At 64.5% G+C, this 20,300-nt stretch carries 18 protein-coding genes; 13 read left to right on the top strand and 5 right to left on the bottom strand.

From position 1 onward, the window contains the following. Positions 1–4 precede the first annotated feature (4 nt). Positions 5–1,111, top strand: coding sequence for an NADH:flavin oxidoreductase/NADH oxidase (locus ACLEJW_RS02010; RefSeq protein WP_313298328.1), 1,107 nt, complete (start codon positions 5–7; stop codon positions 1,109–1,111). Positions 1,112–1,274: 163 nt separating this feature from the next. Here ACLEJW_RS02010 and ACLEJW_RS02015 read toward each other — a convergent pair whose 3' ends face one another. Genes ACLEJW_RS02015 through ydcS form a run of 5 tightly spaced genes read right to left on the bottom strand, consistent with a single transcriptional unit; the run spans position 1,275 to position 6,643 of the window. After that, positions 1,275–2,699 carry a gamma-aminobutyraldehyde dehydrogenase gene (locus ACLEJW_RS02015; RefSeq protein WP_440776914.1) on the bottom strand — a complete coding sequence of 475 codons (1,425 nt, stop codon included), beginning with the start codon at positions 2,697–2,699 and terminating at the stop codon, positions 1,275–1,277. Between the two features lie 19 nt (positions 2,700–2,718). Continuing rightward, positions 2,719–3,525 carry an ABC transporter permease gene (locus ACLEJW_RS02020; protein ID WP_440776915.1) on the bottom strand — a complete coding sequence of 269 codons (807 nt, stop codon included), beginning with the start codon at positions 3,523–3,525 and terminating at the stop codon, positions 2,719–2,721. Beyond that, a complete protein-coding gene (locus ACLEJW_RS02025) occupies positions 3,515–4,417 on the bottom strand; it encodes an ABC transporter permease (protein ID WP_440776916.1) in 903 nt (300 codons plus the stop codon). The genes ACLEJW_RS02020 and ACLEJW_RS02025 overlap by 11 nt, the downstream gene beginning before the upstream one ends. A 1-nt stretch (position 4,418) precedes the next feature. Then, positions 4,419–5,459, bottom strand: coding sequence for an ABC transporter ATP-binding protein (locus ACLEJW_RS02030; protein WP_440776917.1), 1,041 nt, complete (start codon positions 5,457–5,459; stop codon positions 4,419–4,421). Between the two features lie 32 nt (positions 5,460–5,491). Next, positions 5,492–6,643 (bottom strand): putative ABC transporter substrate-binding protein YdcS, encoded by a 1,152-nt coding sequence (ydcS, locus tag ACLEJW_RS02035; RefSeq protein ID WP_313298314.1) that lies wholly within the window; start codon positions 6,641–6,643, stop codon positions 5,492–5,494. A gap of 199 nt (positions 6,644–6,842) precedes the next feature. Here ydcS and ACLEJW_RS02040 point away from each other — a divergent pair, with 199 nt between their 5' ends. The 12 genes from ACLEJW_RS02040 (at position 6,843) to ACLEJW_RS02095 (ending at position 20,270) form a co-directional block, all read left to right on the top strand. Beyond that, entirely contained in the window at positions 6,843–7,529 is a 687-nt protein-coding gene (locus ACLEJW_RS02040) for a tellurite resistance TerB family protein (RefSeq protein WP_313298311.1), read from the top strand. Between the two features lie 96 nt (positions 7,530–7,625). Continuing rightward, complete coding sequence (locus ACLEJW_RS02045; protein WP_440776918.1) at positions 7,626–9,248, top strand: methyl-accepting chemotaxis protein; 1,623 nt, start codon at positions 7,626–7,628, stop codon at positions 9,246–9,248. A gap of 5 nt (positions 9,249–9,253) precedes the next feature. Further along, positions 9,254–9,760, top strand: a complete 507-nt coding sequence (locus tag ACLEJW_RS02050; RefSeq protein WP_145185552.1) for a chemotaxis protein CheW — start codon at positions 9,254–9,256, stop codon at positions 9,758–9,760. Continuing rightward, positions 9,757–11,007: a CheR family methyltransferase gene (locus ACLEJW_RS02055; protein ID WP_440776919.1), complete on the top strand. Its 1,251-nt coding sequence runs from the start codon at positions 9,757–9,759 to the stop codon at positions 11,005–11,007. The genes ACLEJW_RS02050 and ACLEJW_RS02055 overlap by 4 nt, the downstream gene beginning before the upstream one ends. Further along, the gene (locus ACLEJW_RS02060; RefSeq protein ID WP_440776920.1) at positions 11,004–11,678 is read left to right on the top strand and encodes a chemotaxis protein CheW; all 675 of its coding nucleotides are present in this window, start codon (positions 11,004–11,006) and stop codon (positions 11,676–11,678) included. Before ACLEJW_RS02055 ends, ACLEJW_RS02060 begins: the two co-directional genes overlap by 4 nt. Beyond that, on the top strand, positions 11,675–13,966 hold the full coding sequence (locus ACLEJW_RS02065; protein WP_440776921.1) for a hybrid sensor histidine kinase/response regulator: 2,292 nt from the start codon (positions 11,675–11,677) through the stop codon (positions 13,964–13,966). Before ACLEJW_RS02060 ends, ACLEJW_RS02065 begins: the two co-directional genes overlap by 4 nt. Further along, positions 13,963–14,976 (top strand): chemotaxis response regulator protein-glutamate methylesterase, encoded by a 1,014-nt coding sequence (locus ACLEJW_RS02070; protein ID WP_440776922.1) that lies wholly within the window; start codon positions 13,963–13,965, stop codon positions 14,974–14,976. Before ACLEJW_RS02065 ends, ACLEJW_RS02070 begins: the two co-directional genes overlap by 4 nt. Before the next feature lie 51 nt (positions 14,977–15,027). Beyond that, on the top strand, positions 15,028–16,032 hold the full coding sequence (gene wspR / locus ACLEJW_RS02075; RefSeq protein WP_145185568.1) for a Wsp signal transduction system regulator diguanylate cyclase WspR: 1,005 nt from the start codon (positions 15,028–15,030) through the stop codon (positions 16,030–16,032). A gap of 112 nt (positions 16,033–16,144) precedes the next feature. After that, positions 16,145–17,240, top strand: a protein-coding gene (prfB, locus tag ACLEJW_RS02080; RefSeq protein WP_145185574.1) for a peptide chain release factor 2 whose coding sequence is annotated in 2 segments (ribosomal slippage) — positions 16,145–16,216 and positions 16,218–17,240 — 1,095 coding nt in all. Because the reading frame shifts where the segments join, the coding sequence is not laid out codon by codon here. Between the two features lie 91 nt (positions 17,241–17,331). Beyond that, positions 17,332–18,834, top strand: coding sequence for a lysine--tRNA ligase (gene lysS / locus ACLEJW_RS02085; RefSeq protein ID WP_145185577.1), 1,503 nt, complete (start codon positions 17,332–17,334; stop codon positions 18,832–18,834). Between the two features lie 153 nt (positions 18,835–18,987). Continuing rightward, positions 18,988–19,692: a TetR/AcrR family transcriptional regulator gene (locus ACLEJW_RS02090; RefSeq protein ID WP_145185580.1), complete on the top strand. Its 705-nt coding sequence runs from the start codon at positions 18,988–18,990 to the stop codon at positions 19,690–19,692. A gap of 29 nt (positions 19,693–19,721) precedes the next feature. Continuing rightward, positions 19,722–20,270: a hypothetical protein gene (locus ACLEJW_RS02095; RefSeq protein WP_145185583.1), complete on the top strand. Its 549-nt coding sequence runs from the start codon at positions 19,722–19,724 to the stop codon at positions 20,268–20,270. Positions 20,271–20,300 lie beyond the last annotated feature (30 nt).

Consider the following 20,300-nt stretch of genomic DNA (forward strand, 5'->3'; position numbering starts at 1 on the left):
CCTCATGAGCATGCTGCTCGAGCCTTACACCCTGCGTCAGCTGACGCTGCCCAATCGCATCGCCGTATCGCCGATGTGCCAATATTCCGCAGTCGATGGCCTGGCCAACGACTGGCACCTTGTTCATCTAGGCAGCCGCGCCGTGGGTGGCGCAGGGCTGGTCATCACCGAAGCCGTTGCGGTGACTGCCGACGGTCGTATCACCGCCGAAGACCTGGGCCTGTGGGACGACGCTCAGATCGCGCCGTTGCAGCGCATTACCCGCTTCATCACCGCCCAAGGTGCGGTGCCGGGTATCCAGCTGGCCCACGCCGGGCGCAAGGCCAGTACCTACCGGCCGTGGCTGGGCAAGCACGGCAGCGTGAAGGTCGAGGAGGGCGGCTGGCAACCGGTGGGCCCGTCGCCAATCGCTTTCGACCCGCAACACACTCCGCCGCGAGCGTTGCACGCCAGTGAAATACAGGATGTCGTCGAAGCCTTCGTCGCCTCGGCCAAACGGGCGCTGGAGGCGGGCTTCAAGGTGGTCGAGGTTCACGCCGCCCATGGCTACCTGCTGCATCAGTTTCTCTCGCCACTGAGCAACCAGCGCCAGGACGAATACGGCAGCTGCTTTGAAAACCGCATTCGCCTGACCCTGCAAGTGGTCGAGGCCGTCCGTGAGGTGTGGCCTGCCGAGTTGCCGCTGTTCGTGCGGGTATCGGCCACCGATTGGGTAGAGGACGGCTGGAATCCGGATGAGACCGTGGAACTGGCCCGCCGCCTGCGGGCATTGGGCGTGGATCTGATCGACGTGTCGTCGGGCGGTACCTCAGCCAATGCCGAAATTCCGACCGGGCCAGGCTATCAGACGCGTTTTGCCGAGCGTGTGCGCAAAGAGGCGGAAATCGCCACCGGCACCGTTGGCATGATCACCGAACCCGCCCAGGCCGAGCACATTCTGCGCACCGGCCAGGCCGATGTCATCCTCCTGGCCCGCGAGCTGTTGCGCGACCCCTATTGGCCACTGCACGCCGACGATGACCTGGGCGGTCACAAGGCCACCTGGCCTGCCCAGTATCAACGCGCCACCAGCCGTGCAAGCCCGATTCACGAGTCGGATCTGCGAGATTGAGTCAGTACCAAGGCGCTCCCCCCCCGTAGGAGCGAGCGCAGCTCGCGATGCGCCGCGCAAGCGGCGCTCGATCCCCAAGGCACCCGCTCCCCAAGGCGCTCGATCCCCACTGCACCGCCCCCCCCCAGGCGCTGCCCCCAGCCCTAACCCCACCCACCACACCTCAATGCTTGATCATCACATGCCGCACGCAGGTGTAATCCTCCAACCCATACATCGACATATCCTTGCCATACCCCGACTGCTTCTGTCCGCCATGGGGCATCTCGCTGACCAGCATGAAATGCGTGTTGACCCATGTACAGCCATATTGCAGCCGCGCAGCCAGGCGATGGGCGCGGCCGGTGTCGCGCGTCCACACCGATGAAGCCAGCCCGTACTCGGAGTCATTGGCCCATCCCAAAGCCTGCTCCTCGGTGTTGAAGCGAGTCACCGAGACCACCGGCCCGAACACCTCGTTGCGCACGATCTCGTCATCCTGCAAGGCGTCGGCCAACACCGTGGGCTCGAAGAAGAAGCCGTCTCCGGCAATCGCCTTGCCGCCGGTGACCAGGCGGATATGCGCCTGGGCGATGGCGCGTTCGACCAGCCCGGCGACCTTGTCGCGGTGCTGGGCGCTGATCAGCGGACCGAGTTCGGTATCGGCGCTGTCCTGTGGCCCGGCCTTGAGAGTGGATACCGCCGCGCCCAGGCGCTCGACGAAGTCATCGTAGATGCCCGCCTGCACGTACAGGCGGCAGGCGGCCGTGCAGTCCTGCCCGGCGTTGTAGAAACCGAAGGTGCGGATGCCTTCGATCGCGGCGTCGATGTCGGCATCGTCGAACACCAGCACCGGGGCCTTGCCGCCCAGTTCCATGTGCATGCGCTTCACGCTGTGGGCGGTGGCGCCGATGATATGAGCACCGGTTGGAATCGACCCCGTCAGCGACACCATGCGCACCTTGGCGTGGCTGACCAATGGGTTGCCGACCGTCTGCCCGCGGCCGAACAGAATGTTGAGCACGCCAGGTGGCAGCAGATCCTTGGCCAGCTCTCCCAGGCGCAGGGCGGTCATGGGCGTCAGCTCCGACGGTTTGATCACCACGGTATTGCCCGCCGCCAGCGCTGGGGCGATTTTCCACGCCAGCATCATCAGCGGGTAGTTCCATGGCGCGATCGAGGCCACCACGCCGAGCGGGTCGCGGCGGGTCATCGAGGTATGCCCCGGCAGGTACTCGCCGGCTGCCGAGCCGCCCAGGCAGCGGGCGGCCCCGGCAAAAAAGCGGAACACGTCGGCGATGGCCGGAATCTCGTCATTCAGCGCGGCCGCCAGGGGTTTGCCGCAGTTCTGCGATTCGAGCCGGGCCAGCTCTTCGGCGTTGGCTTCAATTGCGTCGGCCAAGGCCAGCAGGGCCGCTGCGCGGTCCTTGGGGCTGCATTGCGACCAGCGGGCGAAAGCCTGGTCGGCGGCGCGTACGGCAGTATCGACCTGGGCCTCGCTGGCTTCGTTGATCTGCGCCAGGGCACTGCCTTCGGCCGGATTGAGCACGGTCCAGGCGGGGCCTTCGCCGGCGACCAGGTGTCCGTTGATCAGCATGTGGGTTTGCATGAAAGGCTCCTTGTTCAGGTCATTTGCCGCCGCCGGCAACGCTTTCGCCACCACGGCTCAGGTAATAGGCGCCAAGAATCGGCAGCATGGTCACCAGCATCACCAGCATGGCGACCACGTTGGTCACGGGTACGTCGCGTGGCCGGCTGAGCTGGTTGAGCAGCCAGATCGGCAACGTCCGCTCGTTGCCGGCGGTGAAGGTGGTGACGATGATCTCGTCGAACGACAACGCGAAGGCCAACATACCGCCGGCCAGCAGCGCCGAGCCCAGGTTGGGCAGGACGATATAGCGGAAGGTCTGCCAGCCATTGGCGCCCAGGTCCATGGACGCCTCGATCAGGCTCTGTGAAGTGCGGCGCAAGCGCGCGATCACGTTGTTGTAGACGATCACCACGCAGAACGTGGCGTGCCCGACCACGATGGTGAACACCCCAGGCTCAATGCCGAGACGCTTGAATGCCGACAGCAGCGCAAGGCCGGTGATGATGCCGGGCAGGGCGATGGGCAGAATCAACAGCAGCGAAATGCTTTCCTTGGCAAAGAACGTGCGCCGGTACAGCGCCGCCGAGGCCAATGTCCCAAGCACCAGGGCAATGAGCGTGGCCAGGCATGCAACCTGCAGCGACAGCTTGATGGCCTCGAGCACATCGGCACGCCCCAGGGCCACGGCGAACCATTTCAAGGTCAGGCCCTTGGGCGGAAAGCTGAAGGCTGCGTCTTCGGTATTGAAGGCATACAAGACGATGATCAGGATCGGGAAGTGCAAGAACACCAACCCTCCCCAGGCTGCCAGGCGTAGGCCCATGGACGCTTTGTCAGAGTGCATCGAAGGCTCCCAGGCGCTTGACGATGGCCAGGTAGACGGCAATCAACACGATCGGCACCAGGGTGAACGCCGCCGCCATCGGCATATTGCCGATCGCCCCCTGTTGCGCGTACACCATGCTGCCGATGAAGTAGCCTGGCGGGCCGATCAGTTGCGGCACGATGAAGTCGCCCAGGGTCAGGGAAAAGGTGAAGATCGAGCCGGCCGCGATGCCGGGTATCGCCAACGGTAACGTCACCAGGCGGAAGGTCTGCCCAGGTTTGGCACCGAGGTCCGCCGAGGCCTGCAGCAACGACGGCGGCAGGCGCTCGAGCGCCGCCTGAATCGGCAGGATCATGAACGGCAGCCAGATATAGACGAACACCAGAAAGCGCCCCAGGTGCGACGTCGACAAGGTACTGCCGCCCGCGCCCGGCACGCTCAGGACCGCCTGCAGCAACGGCTCCAGATGCAGGTGCTGAACGAACCACTGGGCTACACCGCCCTTGGCCAGCAGCAGAGTCCAGGCATAGGTCTTGACGATGTAGCTCGCCCACATCGGCAGCATCACGGCGATATAGAAAAACGCCTTGCTCCTGCCGCTGGTGTAGCGCGCCATGTAATAGGCGATAGGGAACGCCAGCACCGCGCTGGCCAGCGAGACCGCCACGGCCATCAGCAAGGTACGCACGATGATGTCGAAATTCGCGGGGTTGAACAGCGCGGCGAAGTTACCCAGGGTCAGGGTCGGGGTAACCGCCATGGTGAAGTCGTCGAAGGTGTAGAAGCCCTGCCAGATCAGGTTGAGCAATGAGCCAAGGTAGATGGCGCCGAACCAGGTCAGTGGCGGTATCAGCAACAACGCCAGGTAAAGGTTGGGGCGTCGGTACAACTGATCGCTGAGCGAACGCATGTCAGCGCACCTCGGCCAGGACGGTTTCCGCGAGCGCGATCATGGCTTCGCGCGGCCAGTGCAGCGCTACCTCTTGGCCGCTTTGCCAGGGCTGCGCCTGGTCTTGCCAGCGATCGTTGGCATGGCTGACGGCCAGCAGCTGGCCGCTGTCGAGTAGCACCTCATAGCGCGTGGCGCTGCCTTGGTACTGGATATCGCGTAGCCGGCCGCGGACCGTCACTGCTGCGCCCAGCGCGGGCGATTGAGCCAGACGAATGTGCTCCGGCCGGATGGCGAAGGGCCCCTGACTGCCGCTGAGCCGGTGAGCCAGTTCGCCGCGGATGACATTGGCGCTGCCGACGAATTCGGCGACGAACGTGGTGGCAGGTTTCAGGTACAGATTGCGCGGTGAATCGACCTGCTCGATGCGCCCGCGGTTGAACACCGCGACCCGGTCCGACATCGACAATGCTTCGGTCTGGTCGTGGGTGACGAAGATGAAGGTGATGCCCAGTTGGCGCTGCAGCTTCTTCAACTCCCCCTGCATCTGCTCACGCAGCTTCAGGTCCAGCGCGCCCAGCGGCTCGTCGAGCAACAGTACCCGCGGGCGGTTGACCAGCGCCCGCGCCAGCGCCACCCGCTGGCGCTGGCCACCGGACAACTGCACCGGTTTGCGCTCGCCGAAACCGGCCAGGGCGACCATGGTCAGTGCCTCATCGGCGCGGGCATGCCGCTCTGCCTTGGCCACGCCCTTGACCTTCAAGCCGTAGGCGATGTTGTCGCGCACGTTCATGTGCGGAAACAGCGCGTAGTCCTGAAACACCGTGTTGACGTCGCGCTGGTACGGCGGCACGCCGGCGGCTTCGAGACCGTGGATACGAATCGAGCCGCCGTCAGGTTGCTCGAAGCCTGCGATCAGGCGCAGGCATGTGGTCTTGCCCGAGCCTGAAGGGCCGAGCATGGAGAAGAACTCACCCTCCTGGATGTCGAGACTGACCTGATCGACTGCCTTGACCTCGCCGAAGCTGCGACAAACCTGAGTGAACTGCACGGCTGGCGACATGCGCGGCTCCTGGACATTCAATGTGATCGGCTTCAGCGACCGCCCATGATCGCGATGTAGTCCTGGGTCCACCGGCTGTAGGGCACGAACTTGCCGCCCTGCGCCTGTGGGGTTTTCCAGAAGGCGATCTTGTCGAAGTTGTCGAAACCGTTGGTCCTGCACCCTTCGGCGCCCAACAGTTCACTGGCGCTGCACGCCGCTGGCACCGCTGGCAGCGAGCCGAACCAGGCGGCGACGTCACCTTGCACCTTGGGCTGCAGCGACCAGTCCATCCATTTATAGGCGCAATTGGGGTGCTTGGCCTCGCTGTGCAGCATGGTGGTGTCGGCCCAGCCGGTGGCGCCTTCCTTGGGCACGGTCGAGGCTACCGGTTGGTTTTCGGCCTTGAGGCCATTGACCATGTAGCCCCATGAGCTGCTGGCGACTATCCCCTCGTTCTTCACATCGCTCATCTGCACCGTGGCGTCGTGCCAATAACGGTGGATCAGCGGGTGCTGCTGGCGCAGCAGGGCGAGCACGGCCTGGTACTGGGCTTCATCGAGCTGGTACGGGTCCTTGATGCCCAGTTCGGGCTTGGCCGATTTCAGGTACAGGGCCGCGTCGGCAATGTAGATCGGCCCGTCGTAAGCCTGGACGCGACCTTTGTTCGGTTTGCCGTCGGGCAGGTCTTGCGGTTCGAACACCACGCTCCAGCTGCTCGGCGGCTGCTTGAAGGTGTCGGTGTTGTACAGCAGCACGTTCGGACCCCACTGGTAAGGGGTGCCGTACACCTGCTTGTCGACCACGTACCAGTCGCCATTCTGCAGGCGCGGATCGATGTGCTTCCAGTTGGCGAGCAGGGCGGTATTGATCGGCTGTACCCGCTTGCCGGCGATCAGGCGCAGCGAGGCGTCGCCGGAAGCGGTCACCAGGTCGTAGCCACCCTTGGTCATCAGGCTGACCATCTCATCGGAGGTGGCGGCGGTCTTGACGCTGACCTTGCAGCCGGTTTCCTTCTCGAAACCGCTGACCCAGTCGTAGGCCTTGTCGCTTTCCCCGCGTTCGATATATCCCGGCCAGGCGACGATATCCAGGCGCCCCTCACCGGCGCCGATGGCGTGCGGCAATTCGGCGGCCTGCAGGCTGGTGCTGGCCAGCAAGGCGCTGGTGATGGCGCCGAACAACGCGGTCTTGTGCTCTGACATGGTGTTCCCTCTTGATGGAGATCGAGCCGAGGCAGTTTCAAGCAAGCGATAAAGCGATGGGCCGCTACGAATGGTTGGCGATAACGAGTCTAGTCGGGAATTGGCGCGTCCATGCAACATCCCGAAGCAAATCCCTGGGTGGCGAGGCCCAGGGCAGGGCTTACTCTGGGTTTCTCTTTCATACCGCGGAGATGTGCGCATGAACACTCGGGGCCTGCTCGATCAATTGCTCAAGTCTGGTCAGGAACTGCTCAACAAAAACGCTGGCTCGGGTAGCTCGTCATCGCCTGTCGGTGCCTTGGGCGGGCTGCTCTCCGGAGGCGGCAAAGGGGCGCTGGGCGCCGGCGCATTGGGCCTGCTGCTGGGCAACAAGAAGGCCCGCAAGTACGGCGGCAAGGTGCTGACCTACGGCGGCTTGGCGGCACTGGGCGTGCTGGCCTACAAAGCCTATGGCAACTGGCAGGCCAATCAGGGCACAGGGCAGCGTGGCGACCCCCAAACCCTCGACCGCCTGCCACCGGCCGAAGCCGAGCAGCACAGCCAGGCGGTACTGCAGGCGTTGGTGGCCGCGGCCAAGTCCGATGGCCATATCGATGAGCGTGAGCGCGCCTTGATCGAAGGCGAGTTCACCCGCTTGGACAGCGACCGTGACTTGCAGCAGTGGCTGCACCAGGAACTGAACAAACCGCTGGACCCGGCCGAGGTGGCCCGCGCGGCGCACACGCCGGAAATGGCCGCCGAGATGTACCTGGCCAGCACCATGATGGTCGATCAGGAAAACTTCATGGAACGTGCCTACCTCGACGAACTGGCCCGGCAACTGCGGCTTGATCCGGCCTTGCGCCAGGAACTGGAAAGCCAAGTGCGCCTGGCTGCGAGTCAATGACGACGGGCTAGTAGCATTCGGCCGCAAAAGCGTAGGAAGCCTGGGCTATACTTCGGCGGTTTTTTCCCGCTCGTTGAGAATTCCTGAGGGCTGAATGTGAAGAACTGGACCTTGCGCCAACGGATCCTGGCAAGTTTTGCCGTGATCATCGCCATCATGCTGCTGATGATCGTGGCCGCTTATTCGCGGCTGCTGGCGATCGAAACAGCCGAGCAGGCGGTAGGTACAGACAGCATTCCGGGCTTGTACAGCAGCTCGATGATCCGCAGCGCCTGGGTCGACAGCTACGTCACCAGCCAACAACTGGTGGGGCTGTCCGACCGACGCGAGATCACCCCGGCGGACATCGAGCTGTTCAAGAGCTTCAACGACCGGCTCAAGCAACACATGGCCAGTTACCAGGCCACCATTCAGGATGCCGAAGACCAGGCGCGCTTCGATGCCTTCATCCAGATGCAAGCCAACTACGTCAAGATCGTCGACCAGGTGTTGGAGACCTACCGCCAGCACGACTATGCGCAAGCGCAGCGACTGATCGCCGACGTGCTGACCCCGGCCTGGGTCGAGGGGCGCAAGCACCTCAACGCAGTGATCGAGCACAACCGGGAGTCGGCCGACGCCGCCACCCACGAAATCGTCAGCGCCGTGGGCACCGCCAAGGGCAGCATGATGGTGTCGCTACTGCTGGCGATCGTTGCGGCGGGCATTTGCGGGCTGCTGCTGATGCGCGCCATCACCGCGCCTGTGCAGCGCGTGGTGCATGCCCTCGACAAACTGCGCTCGGGCGATTTGAGCATGCGCCTGAGCCTGGACCGCAAGGATGAATTCGGCGCCATCGAAAGCGGCTTCAATGAAATGGCCGAGGCCCTGGCCAACCTGGTAGCCCAGGCGCAGCGCTCCTCGGTGCAGGTGACCACGTCGGTCACCGAGATTGCCGCCACCTCCAAGCAACAGCAGGCCACGGCCACCGAGACTGCGGCCACTACCACTGAAATCGGTGCCACGTCGCGGGAAATCGCTGCCACCTCGCGCGACCTGGTGCGCACCATGACCGAGGTCACCAGCGCGGCCGACCAGGCTTCGAGCCTGGCAGGCTCCGGTCAGCAGGGGCTGGCGCGCATGGAGGACACCATGCACCAGGTGATGGGCGCGGCCGACCTGGTCAACGCCAAGCTGGGTATCCTCAACGAGAAGGCCAGCAACATCACCCAGATGGTCGTCACCATCGTCAAGGTGGCCGACCAAACCAACCTGCTCTCGCTCAACGCTGCCATCGAAGCGGAAAAAGCCGGGGAATATGGCCGCGGCTTCGCCGTGGTCGCCACCGAGGTGCGGCGCCTGGCCGACCAGACGGCCGTGGCCACCTACGACATCGAGCAGATGGTCCGGGAAATCCAGTCGGCCGTCTCGGCTGGGGTCATGGGCATGGACAAGTTCTCCGAAGAAGTGCGCCGTGGCATGTTCGAAGTGCAGCAGGTGGGCGAACAACTGAGCCAGATCATTCATCAGGTGCAGGCCCTGGCACCGCGTGTGCTGATGGTCAACGAGGGTATGCAGGCCCAGGCCACCGGCGCCGAACAGATCAACCAGGCCCTGGCCCAGCTCAGCGATGCCAGCACCCAGACGGTGGAGTCGCTGCGCCAGGCCAGCTTTGCCATTGACGAGTTGAGCCAGGTGGCCGCCGGCCTGCGCGGCGGCGTTTCGCGCTTCAAAGTCTGATCGCCATGACCGACCTGCTCACCGACCCGCCCGCCCCGGGCAGCGCCCAGGGCACCCTGTACCTGCAGTTTCGTCTCGATCAGCAGCGCTTCGCGCTGGATGTCGGCGAGGTGATCGAGGTGTTGGCCCGGCGTGCGCTCAAGCCCATCGCCCAGGCACCGGCATGGGTCGCAGGCATCCTCGCCCATCGTGGCGTGCTGGTGCCGGTAGTCGATCTCAGCACCTTGTGCTGTGGCCGCCCGGCCGCCGCGCGCACCAGCACGCGTCTGGTGTTGGTGCGCTACCAGCGCCAGCATGTGCTTGGCCTGATCCTCGAACAAGCGACCGACACTCTGCGCTGCAGGCCGGAGGAATTCCAACCCTACGGCCTGGACAATGCCGATGCGCGTTACCTGGGGCCCGTACGTCAGGACGCGCTGGGTTTGCTGCAGCGTATTGAAGTCGAGCAGCTGCTGCCCGCTGCCGTGCAAGCGTTGTTGTTTCCCGGCCACGGCGCGCAGGTGGCGTCATGAGCGAACAACGGTTTTTCCGTTTTTTGCAGCAGCGTATCGGTCTGGACGTAGAGTCGGTGGGCGCCTCGATGGTCGAGCGTGCGCTGCGCCAGCGTCGCCTGGCAGCCGGCGCCGCCGATATGGATGACTATTGGGTGCAGTTGCAGCAATCGGCGCACGAGCAGCAGGCGTTGATCGAAGCGGTGATCGTGCCGGAAACGTGGTTCTTCCGCTATCCGGAAACCTTCACCGCGCTGCTGGGCCTGGCCCAGAAGCGTGTGGCCGAACTGGCCGGGCAGCGCCCCCTGCGTCTGCTTAGCCTGCCATGCTCCACCGGTGAAGAGCCTTACTCGCTGGCCATGGCGCTGCTCGATGGCGGTCTCGCCCCGAGCGATTTTCACATCGACGGTATCGACATCAGTCCCAGTTCCATCGGCAAGGGGGTGCAGGGCGTGTATAGCCGCAATTCGTTTCGCGGCGCCGAACTGGGCTTTCGTGAGCGGCATTTTCGCGAATGCCAGGAAGGCCACCAGCTCGATGAGCGCGTGCGCCGCCAAGTGCATCTGCAAGTGGGCAACGTGCTCGATCCGGCCCTTGCCAGCCGCAATGGCCTGTACGACTTCGTGTTCTGTCGCAACTTGTTGATCTATTTCGACGTGCCGACTCAGCAGCGCGTTTTCGAGGTGCTCAAGTGCCTCGCCCAGCCACAGGGGGTGCTGTTCATCGGCCCTGCCGAGGGCAGCCTGCTGGCCCGACTGGGCATGCGGCCAGTGGGCATCGCCCAGTCGTTCGCCTATGTGCGCCAACCTCACGAAGCCGCCGCTGCGCAGCCGGTAGCGGCGCGCAGCGTGCCGCCAGCGTTGGCGCCGATTCGGCCCCGAGCGCTGCCGACGCGGCCGTTGCGCGCGGGAGCGCCAGCCCCGATGGCCAGTGCGGCCGAACCACGCGAGGGTGAAAGCGAGCTCTTGGCCAGCATTGCCCGCCAAGCCAATGCCGGCGACAGCGCACAGGCCCGCGCCAGCTGCCAGCGCTACCTGCGACAGTTTCCGGCCAAGGCCCAGGTCTATTACTGGCTGGGTTTGCTGAGCGACACCGAGGGCGATACCCAGCAAGCCGTGAGCCATTACCGCAAGGCGTTGTACTTGCAACCTCAACACCCCGAAGCCTTGCTGCACCTGGCCAGCTTGCTCGCCGCCCAGGGCGATGCGGCCGGCGCTCGGCGCCTGCAGGAACGGGCAGCGCGGGCCGGGCGGGAGTCTGAACGATGAAAGCCGAAGACCCGATCGAGGCCATCGACAGCTTGACCCAGGACGATGAGCGCATCGACGACTGCTGGAACCGCATCGGTGTGCACGGCAACAAACAGTGCCCGTTGCTGGCGCGGCACATCCATTGTCGTAACTGTGAGGTCTATGCGGCCGCCGCCACGCGGCTGCTCGACCGCTATGCGCTGGTCGAAGGCGAGCAAGCTGATGTGAGCGTCCGCGAGCAACCTGCGGGCGGGCGCTCGCTGCTCTTGTTCCGCTTGGGCGAGGAGTGGCTGGCACTGGCCACGGCGTGCCTTGCCGAAGTCGCCCCGTTGCAATCGGTGCATTCGCTGCCGCATCAGCGCTCGCGCCTGTTGCAGGGGGTAGCCAACGTGCGTGGTGCCCTGGTGCCGTGCCTGTCGCTGAATGAATTGCTCGGTGTGCCCGAGCCTCCTGAACAGGCCCGCAGCGTTCGGGCGCTGCCGCGCATGCTGATCCTGGCAACCGCTGCGGGGCCGGTGGTCCTGGCCGTCGATGAAGTCGATGGCATTCATCGCCTCGACGCCGCGCTGGAGCAGGCAAGCGAAGACGATGCAGCGTTCACCGCCGCCGTGGTGCAATGGCGTGGCCGCAGCGTGCGCGTGCTGGACGAAAACCATCTACTGTCTGCCGTGCAGCGGAGCTTGTCATGACCCCTGAGCAAATGCGCGATGCCTCGCTGCTCGAACTGTTCAACCTGGAGGCCGAGGCGCAGACCCAGGTGCTCAGTAGCGGGCTGATGGCGCTGGAGCGCAATCCGACCCAGGCCGATCAGCTCGAAGCCTGCATGCGCGCTGCTCACTCGCTCAAGGGGGCGGCGCGTATCGTTGGCCTCGATGCCGGCGTGAGCGTCGCCCACGTCATGGAAGATTGCCTGGTGGCGGCGCAGGAGGGCCGGTTACGCTTGAGCGCCGAGCACATCGATGCGCTGCTGCGCGGCAGTGACTTGCTGATGCATATCGCAACGCCCGGTGATGCGAACGGCCAAGGGCAGGTGGCGGATTTTCTGCAGCAAATGAGCCGCTTGCTGGATCCCGGTGCGGTCGTGGCCCCGGCCCCGGCTGCCGTGGCAGCACCGCCAGCGCCGGCCGTGGAACCGCCGCGCTCGCCAGCGCCGGCGCCTTCCGATGTCCCCACGACTGCGCCAGCCACCGCGCCGCCGGCCAAAGCCGGCAAGCGTGCCGCCGAGGGCGCAGAGCGGGTGCTGCGGGTGACGGCTGACCGCCTCAACAGCCTGCTTGACCTGTCGAGCAAGTCGCTGGTCGAAACCCAGCGGCTGAAACCGTACCTGGCCACCCTGCAGCGCCTCAAGCGCATGCATGGCCAGGGCATGCGTTCGCTTGACGGGCTGAAGAGCCAGCTCGAAGGCAGCGGCCAAAACCCCGAGGTACTCGAGGCCTTGGCCCAGACCCAGCGCCTGCTGGCGGAAACCCAACAGATTCTGCAGCAGCAGGCATCCGACCTCGACGAGTTCGGTTGGCAGGCCAGCCAGCGCGCCCAGTTGCTCTATGACACGGCGCTGGCCTGCCGCATGCGGCCGTTCGCCGATGTGCTCAGCGGCCAGAGTCGAATGCTTCGCGACCTGGGGCGTTCGTTGGGCAAGCAGGTGCAGTTGCAGGTAGAGGGCGACAAGACCCAGGTCGACCGCGATGTGCTGGAAAAGCTCGAGGCACCGTTGACCCACCTGCTGCGCAATGCCGTCGACCACGGAATCGAACTGCCCGAGCGGCGCTTGCTGGCGGGCAAGCCGGCAGAGGGCAGCATCCGGCTGCGCGCCTCGCACCAGGCCGGATTGCTGCTGCTCGAACTGAGTGACGACGGCGCCGGTATCGACCTTGAACGGCTCACGCGCACCATCGTCGAGCGCGGCTTCTCGCCGGCCGATACCGTGGCACAGATGAGCGAAGAGGAGTTGCTGAGCTTCCTGTTCCTGCCAGGCTTCAGCTTGCGTGGCCAGGTGACCGAGGTGTCCGGCCGCGGTGTCGGCCTGGACGCTGTGCAGCACATGGTGCGCGAGCTGCGCGGGTCGGTGGAACTGACGCAAGTGCCGGGGCAGGGCTGTTGCTTCCGCGTGCAAGTGCCGTTGACCCTGTCGGTGGTCCGCAGCCTGGTCGTGGAGGTCGGCGGTGAAGCCTATGCGTTCCCGTTGGCGCATATCGAGCGCACCCTGGAAGTGGCGGCCGAAGACATCGTGCAGATCGAGGGGCGCCAGCATTTCTGGCACGAGGGCCGACACATAGGCTTGGTGGCGGCCAGCCAACTGCTCAACCGTCCGGCCGACCTGGGCCAAGCCAGCAGTCTGCGCGTGGTGGTGATCCGTGAGCGCGAGCATCTCTATGCGGTGGCGGTCGAGCGCCTGGTGGGTGAACGGGTGCTGGTGGTGATGCCGCTCGACCCGCGCTTGGGCAAGGTTCAGGATATCTCTGCCGGGGCGTTGCTCGACGATGGTTCGGTGGTGCTGATCATCGACGTCGAAGACTTGCTGCGTTCGGTGGAAAAGTTGCTCAGCACGGGTCGCCTGGAGCGCATCGCGCCCGGTGCCCAAGGCGCGCGCGGGGCCAGCCGGCAGCGCATCCTGGTGGTCGATGACTCGCTCACCGTGCGCGAGCTGCAGCGCAAGCTGCTGAGCAACCGCGGCTACGAAGTGGCGGTCGCCGTGGACGGCATGGATGGCTGGAACGCCCTGCGCGGCGAGCACTTCGACCTGCTGATCACCGACATCGACATGCCGCGCATGGATGGCATCGAGCTGGTCACCCTGGTGCGTCGCGACCAGCGGTTGCAGTCACTGCCGGTAATGGTGGTGTCGTACAAGGACCGCGAGCAGGATCGTCAACGTGGCCTGGATGCCGGGGCCGACTATTATTTGGCCAAAGCCAGCTTTCACGACGATGCCTTGCTCGATGCCGTGGTGGAATTGATCGGAGGTGCTCAGGGATGAAGCTTGCCATCGTCAACGATATGCCCATGGCCGTCGAGGCGTTGCGCCGGGCACTGGCGTTCGAGCCGGCGCACGAGGTGATCTGGGTCGCCGGCAACGGTGACGAGGCGGTGCGCAAGTGCGCCGAATACACCCCGGATCTGATCCTCATGGACCTGATCATGCCGGTGATGGACGGCGTCGAGGCGACCCGGCGCATCATGGCGCAGTCGCCGTGCGCCATCGTCATCGTCACGGTCGATCGCAAGCAGAACGTGCATCGGGTGTTCGAAGCCATGGGCCATGGCGCCCTGGATGTGGTGGACACCCCGGCGCTGGGGGCGGGCGACCCACGCGAAGCCGCAGCACCTCTGCTGCGCAAGATCCTCAACATCAGCTGGCTGATTGGCCAGCAACGGCCCGGTGCGAGCAAAGCGATGGCCAGCCCTGCGCGCGCCAGCTCGCAGCGCAGCGCCCTGGTGGCCATCGGGTCGTCCGCGGGCGGCCCTGCCGCGCTGGAGGTGTTGCTCAAAGCCCTGCCGCGTGATTTCCCGGCGGCCATCGTGCTGGTCCAGCATGTCGACCAGGTGTTTGCGGCCGGCATGGCCGAGTGGCTCGCCAGCGCCAGCGGGCTGCCGGTGCGCCTGGCCCGCGAAGGTGAGCCACCGCAACCCGGGCAGGTGCTGTTGGCCGGTACCAATCACCATATTCGCCTGCTGCATAACGGCCAGTTGGCTTACACTGCCGAACCTGTCAATGAGATCTACCGCCCCTCGATCGATGTGTTTTTCGAGAGCGTGGCGCGCCACTGGAGCGGCGATGCGGTAGGCGTGCTGCTGACCGGCATGGGCCGTGATGGCGCCCAGGGCCTGAAGCTGATGCGCCAGCAAGGTTTTCTGACCATTGCCCAGGACCAGTCCAGCAGTGCCGTCTACGGCATGCCCAAGGCCGCTGCAGCTATCGATGCAGCAGTTGAAATCCGCCCGCTAGAGCGAATTGCCGGGCGCTTGATGGAAATCTTTGCAAAATGACGACTTGTATTGAAAGGCGCCGCGAGGGCGGCCGTGGTCAGGTGAATGGCAATGACTGATCTACCGATCGAAGGCTTCGCGACGCCCAATGAGAATTCGGCCATGGTGCTGCTGGTGGACGACCAGGCGATGATTGGCGAAGCGGTGCGACGCGGCCTGGCCCGTGAGGAGAACATCGATTTTCACTTTTGCGCCGACCCCCACCAGGCGGTGGCCCAGGCCATGCGCATCAAACCCACGGTAATCCTCCAGGACCTGATCATGCCAGGCCTGGACGGCCTGACCTTGGTGCGTGAATACCGCAACAACCCGGCCACCCAGGATATTCCGATCATCGTCCTGTCGACCAAGGAAGACCCCTTGGTCAAGAGCGCAGCCTTCGCCGCCGGGGCCAACGATTACCTGGTCAAGCTGCCGGACACCATCGAACTGGTCGCGCGCATCCGCTATCACTCGCGCTCCTACCTGACCCTGTTGCAACGCGACGAAGCCTACCGCGCCTTGCGCGTCAGCCAGCAGCAACTGCTCGACACCAACCTGATGCTGCAGCGGCTGATGAATTCCGATGGCTTGACCGGGCTGTCCAACCGCCGTCACTTCGACGAATACCTGGAGCTGGAATGGCGCCGGGCCATGCGCGAGCAGCAGCAGTTGTCGTTGCTGATGATCGATGTCGATTACTTCAAGCGCTACAACGACAGCTTTGGCCATTTGGCGGGCGACGAGGCGCTGCGGCGGGTTGCCGAAGCCATTCGCAGCTCGTGCTCGCGGCCCACGGACCTGCCGGCCCGTTATGGCGGTGAAGAGTTCGCCCTGGTGCTGCCCAACACCTCGCCCGGCGGCGCGCGCCTGGTCGCCGAAAAGCTGCGTCAGACCGTGCTGGGTCTGAACATCGCCCACAGCGCGCCGACGGCCGACGCACTGCTGACCGTGAGCATCGGCCTGGCCACTCAGACCCCGGCCATTGGCAGCCATTGTCGCCAGTTGATTTCGGCAGCGGACAAGGGCCTGTACCTGGCCAAGAACAGCGGCCGCAACCAGGTCGGCATCGCCTGAGCGTGCCGCTGCTGGGCGCGCTCCCACGCACCGCCCGGCGGGTCTGCCTTCGTGCTGCGGACTGGGTTATACTCGCGGGCTTTTCACCGAATTCGCACGAGAGCCGCCGCCCATGGAAATCCAACCGATCCTCAATACCATCAAGGACCTCACCGAGCGTTCCCAGTCCATTCGGGGGTATCTTTGACTACGATCACAAGCATGACCGCCTGATCGAAGTCAACCGCGAGCTGGAAGACCCCAACGTCTGGAACAAGCCCGAGTACGCTCAGGCCTTGGGCCGCGAGCGCGCCATGCTGGCGCAGGTGGTCGAGACCCTGGACAAGATGGCCAATGGCCTGTCCGACTGCAAGGATCTGCTCGACATGGCTGTCGAGGAACAGGACGAAAGCGCCGTCGGCGACGTCGTGACCGAGCTGCAAGGCCTTGAAGAGAGCCTGGCCCAGCTTGAGTTCCGTCGCATGTTCAGCGGCGAGATGGACATGAACAACGCCTACCTGGACATCCAGGCCGGCTCCGGTGGCACCGAAGCCCAGGACTGGGCCAACATCCTGCTGCGCATGTACCTGCGCTGGGCCGACAAGCGCGGTTTCGACGCCACCATCATCGAGCTGTCCGAAGGTGAGGTCGCCGGCATCAAGGGCGCCACCGTGCACATCAAGGGCGAGTACGCCTTCGGCTGGCTGCGCACCGAGATCGGCGTCCACCGCCTGGTGCGCAAGAGCCCGTTCGACTCCGGCGCGCGTCGCCACACCTCGTTCTCGGCGGTGTTCGTCTCGCCCGAGATCGACGACAAGGTCGAGATCGACATCAACCCGTCCGATCTGCGCATCGACACCTACCGCTCCTCCGGTGCCGGTGGCCAGCACGTCAACACCACCGACTCGGCGGTGCGGATCACCCACGTGCCGACCAACACCGTGGTGGCGTGCCAGAACGAGCGCTCCCAGCACGCCAACAAGGACACCGCCATGAAGATGCTGCGGGCCAAGTTGTACGAGCTGGAAATGCAAAAGCGCAACGCTGCCTCCCAAGCCCTGGAAGACAGCAAGTCGGACATTGGCTGGGGCCACCAGATTCGCTCCTACGTGCTGGATGACTCGCGGATCAAGGATCTGCGCACCGGCGTCGAGCGCAGCGACTGCCAGAAAGTCCTGGACGGCGACCTCGACCAATACCTGGAAGCGAGCCTCAAGCAGGGCCTGTAAGCCGTACACCACCGCCGCGCCGCCGGGCTGACCGGCTGGCGCGTGCCCGGCCCGCACAGGGCCCCGAATACCTGATGGAAAAAATGACGACATGAGCGACCTGAAGACCGAATCGCAAGACCTGCAACAGGAAGAGAACGCCCTGATCGCCCTGCGCAAGGAAAAACTTGCCGCAGAGCGAGCCAAGGGCAATGCCTTCCCCAACGACTTCCGTCGCGACAGCTACTGCAACGACCTGCAGAAGCAGTATGCGGACAAGACCAAGGAAGAGCTGGAAGCAGCCGCGATCCCGGTCAAGGTTGCCGGCCGTATCATGCTCAACCGCGGCTCGTTCATGGTCATCCAGGACATGACCGGGCGCATCCAGGTCTACGTCAACCGCAAGACCCTGCCCGAACAGACCCTGGCGGCGGTCAAGACCTGGGACCTGGGTGACATCATCAGCGCCGAAGGTACCCTGGCCCGTTCCGGCAAGGGCGACCTGTACGTCGAGATGAGCGACGTGCGCCTGCTGACCAAGTCGCTGCGCCCGCTGCCCGACAAGCACCACGGCCTGACCGACACCGAACAGCGCTATCGCCAGCGCTACGTCGACCTGATGGTCAACGAAGATACCCGCCACACCTTCCGAGTGCGCTCGCAGGTGATCTCGCACATTCGCAAGTTCCTCACCGAGCGCGACTTCCTCGAAGTCGAGACGCCGATGCTGCAGACCATTCCTGGCGGCGCGGCGGCCAAGCCATTCGAAACCCACCACAACGCCCTGGACATGGCCATGTTCCTGCGTATTGCGCCGGAGCTGTACCTCAAGCGCCTGGTCGTAGGGGGTTTCGAGAAGGTGTTCGAGATCAACCGCAACTTCCGCAACGAAGGCGTCTCGACCCGGCACAACCCTGAATTCACCATGCTCGAGTTCTACCAGGCCTACGCCGACTACCGCGACAACATGGACCTCACCGAGGAACTGTTCCGCGAGCTGGCGCAATTGGTATTGGGCAGCACCGATGTGCCCTACGGTGACAAGGTGTTCCACTTCGGCGAGCCGTTCGTGCGCCTGTCGGTGTTCGATTCGATCCTCAAGTACAACCCGCAATTGACCGCCGCCGACCTGCAAGACGTCGAGCGCGCCCGCGACATCGCCAAGAAGGCCGGTGCCAAGGTGCTTGGCCATGAAGGCCTGGGCAAGCTGCAGGTGATGATTTTCGAAGAGCTGGTCGAACACAAGCTGGAGCAGCCGCACTTCATCACCGAATACCCGTTCGAAGTATCGCCGCTGGCCCGTCGCAACGACGACAACCCGGCAGTGACCGATCGCTTCGAGCTGTTCATCGGTGGCCGCGAGATCGCCAACGCGTACTCCGAGCTCAACGACGCCGAAGACCAGGCCGAGCGCTTCCTGGCGCAAGTAGCGGAAAAGGATGCCGGTGACGACGAAGCCATGCACTACGATGCCGACTTCGTCCGCGCGCTGGAATACGGCATGCCGCCAACCGCAGGCGAAGGCATCGGTATCGACCGTCTGGTCATGCTGTTGACCAATTCCCCGTCGATCCGCGACGTCATCCTGTTCCCGCACATGCGCCCGCAGGCCTGACCCGAAAAAGCCGCCGCAAGGCGGCTTTTTTTCAGCTGCAAGCCACAAGCCAAAGCCAACATCGATACTGCAGCACACGCCCGCTGCTTTTTCTTGCAGCCTGCAGCTCGTAGCGTGCAGCTATCTCCAGAGGTAAGCCCAGTGACACCCGCAATGCCTGATCAAGGCGCCGCCGGCATCGCCACCGCCGTCGCCGAAAGCGTGCAATACCAAGGCCGCAAGACTGCCCGTCAAGGCAGCGAACAGCGCCGTCAGTTGATCCTCGATGCGGCCATGCGCATCGTCGTGCGCGATGGCGTGCGCGGCGTTCGCCATCGCGCGGTGGCCGCCGAGGCCGGTGTGCCGTTGTCGGCCACCACCTACTATTTCAAGGATATCGAAGACCTGCTCACCGACACCTTCGCCCGCTACGTCGAGCGTAGCGCCGACTACATGGCCAAGCTCTGGGCCAACACCGAAGGCGTGCTGCGCCAACTGCTCGCCCAGGGCGATGGCAGTGCACGGGCACGGGCGCGCCTGGCCGACGACATCGCGCGCATGACCGTCGACTACGTCCAGCGCCAGTTGCACACCCGCCGCGATTTCATGATGGCCGAGCAGGCCTTCCGCCAGGAAGCCCTGTTGTGCCCGCGTCTGGCCGAACTGGTCTGCGCCCACGAGCAGATCCTGCTGCACGGTGCGCGGCAGTTGCTGCAAGTGGTCGGCTCCAAGCAGCCCGAACAGGACGCCCACATGTTGACGGCGATTATCGAGCAGATGGAATATCAGGGGCTGCTCAAGGATGCCGATGCGCAGGCCGATGGGCAGATGCTCGCTATGCTTACCCGCTACCTGCATCTGGTGCTGGCAGCGACCTGAGCCGAGAACGATTGATCAAGGAGAGCCTGATGAAAGCCTGGCGTGTGGTGTTGTTGACGTTGTCATTCCTGCTCCTGGGTGGTTGTCTGGTGACTTTCCACGAACCGCTGGCCAGCCACCAGGCAGCGCCCAAGGGCCTGGTCGGTACGTGGAGCAGCAAGGATGCCTGGGGCGAGCCGCTCAAGCTGACCATCAGTCGCGGCGCTGGCGATGCCTACAAAGCCGTGGCCAAAGCCCAGGGTAAGGCGCCTGAGCACTACAGCTTCACCGTTTCGCGCCATGGCAACCGCTGGTACCTGTCGGCGGCTGTGCCCAAGCGGCTGGGCGGCAACTTCCTGATTGGCGGCTTCGACATCGTCGATGGCAAGCAACTGGTCATCTACAACCTCGACCTCGAGCAGGTGCAGCAGGCAATCGACAAGAAGGAGCTGAGCGGACGCAGCATCCAGGTGCCTGACGACAATGGCGATGGCGTGCTGATCGACAGTCCGCCGGCCCGGGTGCTGGCGTATCTGGACGACCCGGCCAATTCCGACCTGTTCGTCGAAGTGGCGCGGTTCCAACGCTCCGGTCAGTAGCCATCGGTGCAGACCCAGCAAGGTTTGTCG

Origin of the sequence: Pseudomonas sp. SMSB3 (genome assembly GCF_052041965.1) — a bacterium.
In the GTDB taxonomy this organism is placed as follows: Bacteria; Pseudomonadota; Gammaproteobacteria; order Pseudomonadales; family Pseudomonadaceae; genus Aquipseudomonas.

Bases quoted from the DNA above. Each gene is read 5' to 3' on its own strand.
- ACLEJW_RS02065 (WP_440776921.1), top strand. From the start codon at position 11,675: ATGACCCCTGAGCAAATGCGCGATGCCTCGCTGCTCGAACTGTTCAAC.
- ACLEJW_RS02030 (WP_440776917.1), bottom strand. From the start codon at position 5,459: ATGTCGCCAGCCGTGCAGTTCACTCAGGTTTGTCGCAGCTTCGGCGAG.
- ACLEJW_RS02095 (WP_145185583.1), top strand. From the start codon at position 19,722: ATGAAAGCCTGGCGTGTGGTGTTGTTGACGTTGTCATTCCTGCTCCTG.
- ACLEJW_RS02090 (WP_145185580.1), top strand. From the start codon at position 18,988: ATGCCTGATCAAGGCGCCGCCGGCATCGCCACCGCCGTCGCCGAAAGC.
- ACLEJW_RS02010 (WP_313298328.1), top strand. From the start codon at position 5: ATGAGCATGCTGCTCGAGCCTTACACCCTGCGTCAGCTGACGCTGCCC.
- ACLEJW_RS02055 (WP_440776919.1), top strand. From the start codon at position 9,757: ATGAGCGAACAACGGTTTTTCCGTTTTTTGCAGCAGCGTATCGGTCTG.
- ACLEJW_RS02015 (WP_440776914.1), bottom strand. From the start codon at position 2,699: ATGCAAACCCACATGCTGATCAACGGACACCTGGTCGCCGGCGAAGGC.
- ACLEJW_RS02060 (WP_440776920.1), top strand. From the start codon at position 11,004: ATGAAAGCCGAAGACCCGATCGAGGCCATCGACAGCTTGACCCAGGAC.
- ACLEJW_RS02040 (WP_313298311.1), top strand. From the start codon at position 6,843: ATGAACACTCGGGGCCTGCTCGATCAATTGCTCAAGTCTGGTCAGGAA.
- wspR (WP_145185568.1), top strand. From the start codon at position 15,028: ATGACTGATCTACCGATCGAAGGCTTCGCGACGCCCAATGAGAATTCG.
- lysS (WP_145185577.1), top strand. From the start codon at position 17,332: ATGAGCGACCTGAAGACCGAATCGCAAGACCTGCAACAGGAAGAGAAC.
- ACLEJW_RS02050 (WP_145185552.1), top strand. From the start codon at position 9,254: ATGACCGACCTGCTCACCGACCCGCCCGCCCCGGGCAGCGCCCAGGGC.
- ACLEJW_RS02025 (WP_440776916.1), bottom strand. From the start codon at position 4,417: ATGCGTTCGCTCAGCGATCAGTTGTACCGACGCCCCAACCTTTACCTG.
- ACLEJW_RS02020 (WP_440776915.1), bottom strand. From the start codon at position 3,525: ATGCACTCTGACAAAGCGTCCATGGGCCTACGCCTGGCAGCCTGGGGA.
- ydcS (WP_313298314.1), bottom strand. From the start codon at position 6,643: ATGTCAGAGCACAAGACCGCGTTGTTCGGCGCCATCACCAGCGCCTTG.
- ACLEJW_RS02070 (WP_440776922.1), top strand. From the start codon at position 13,963: ATGAAGCTTGCCATCGTCAACGATATGCCCATGGCCGTCGAGGCGTTG.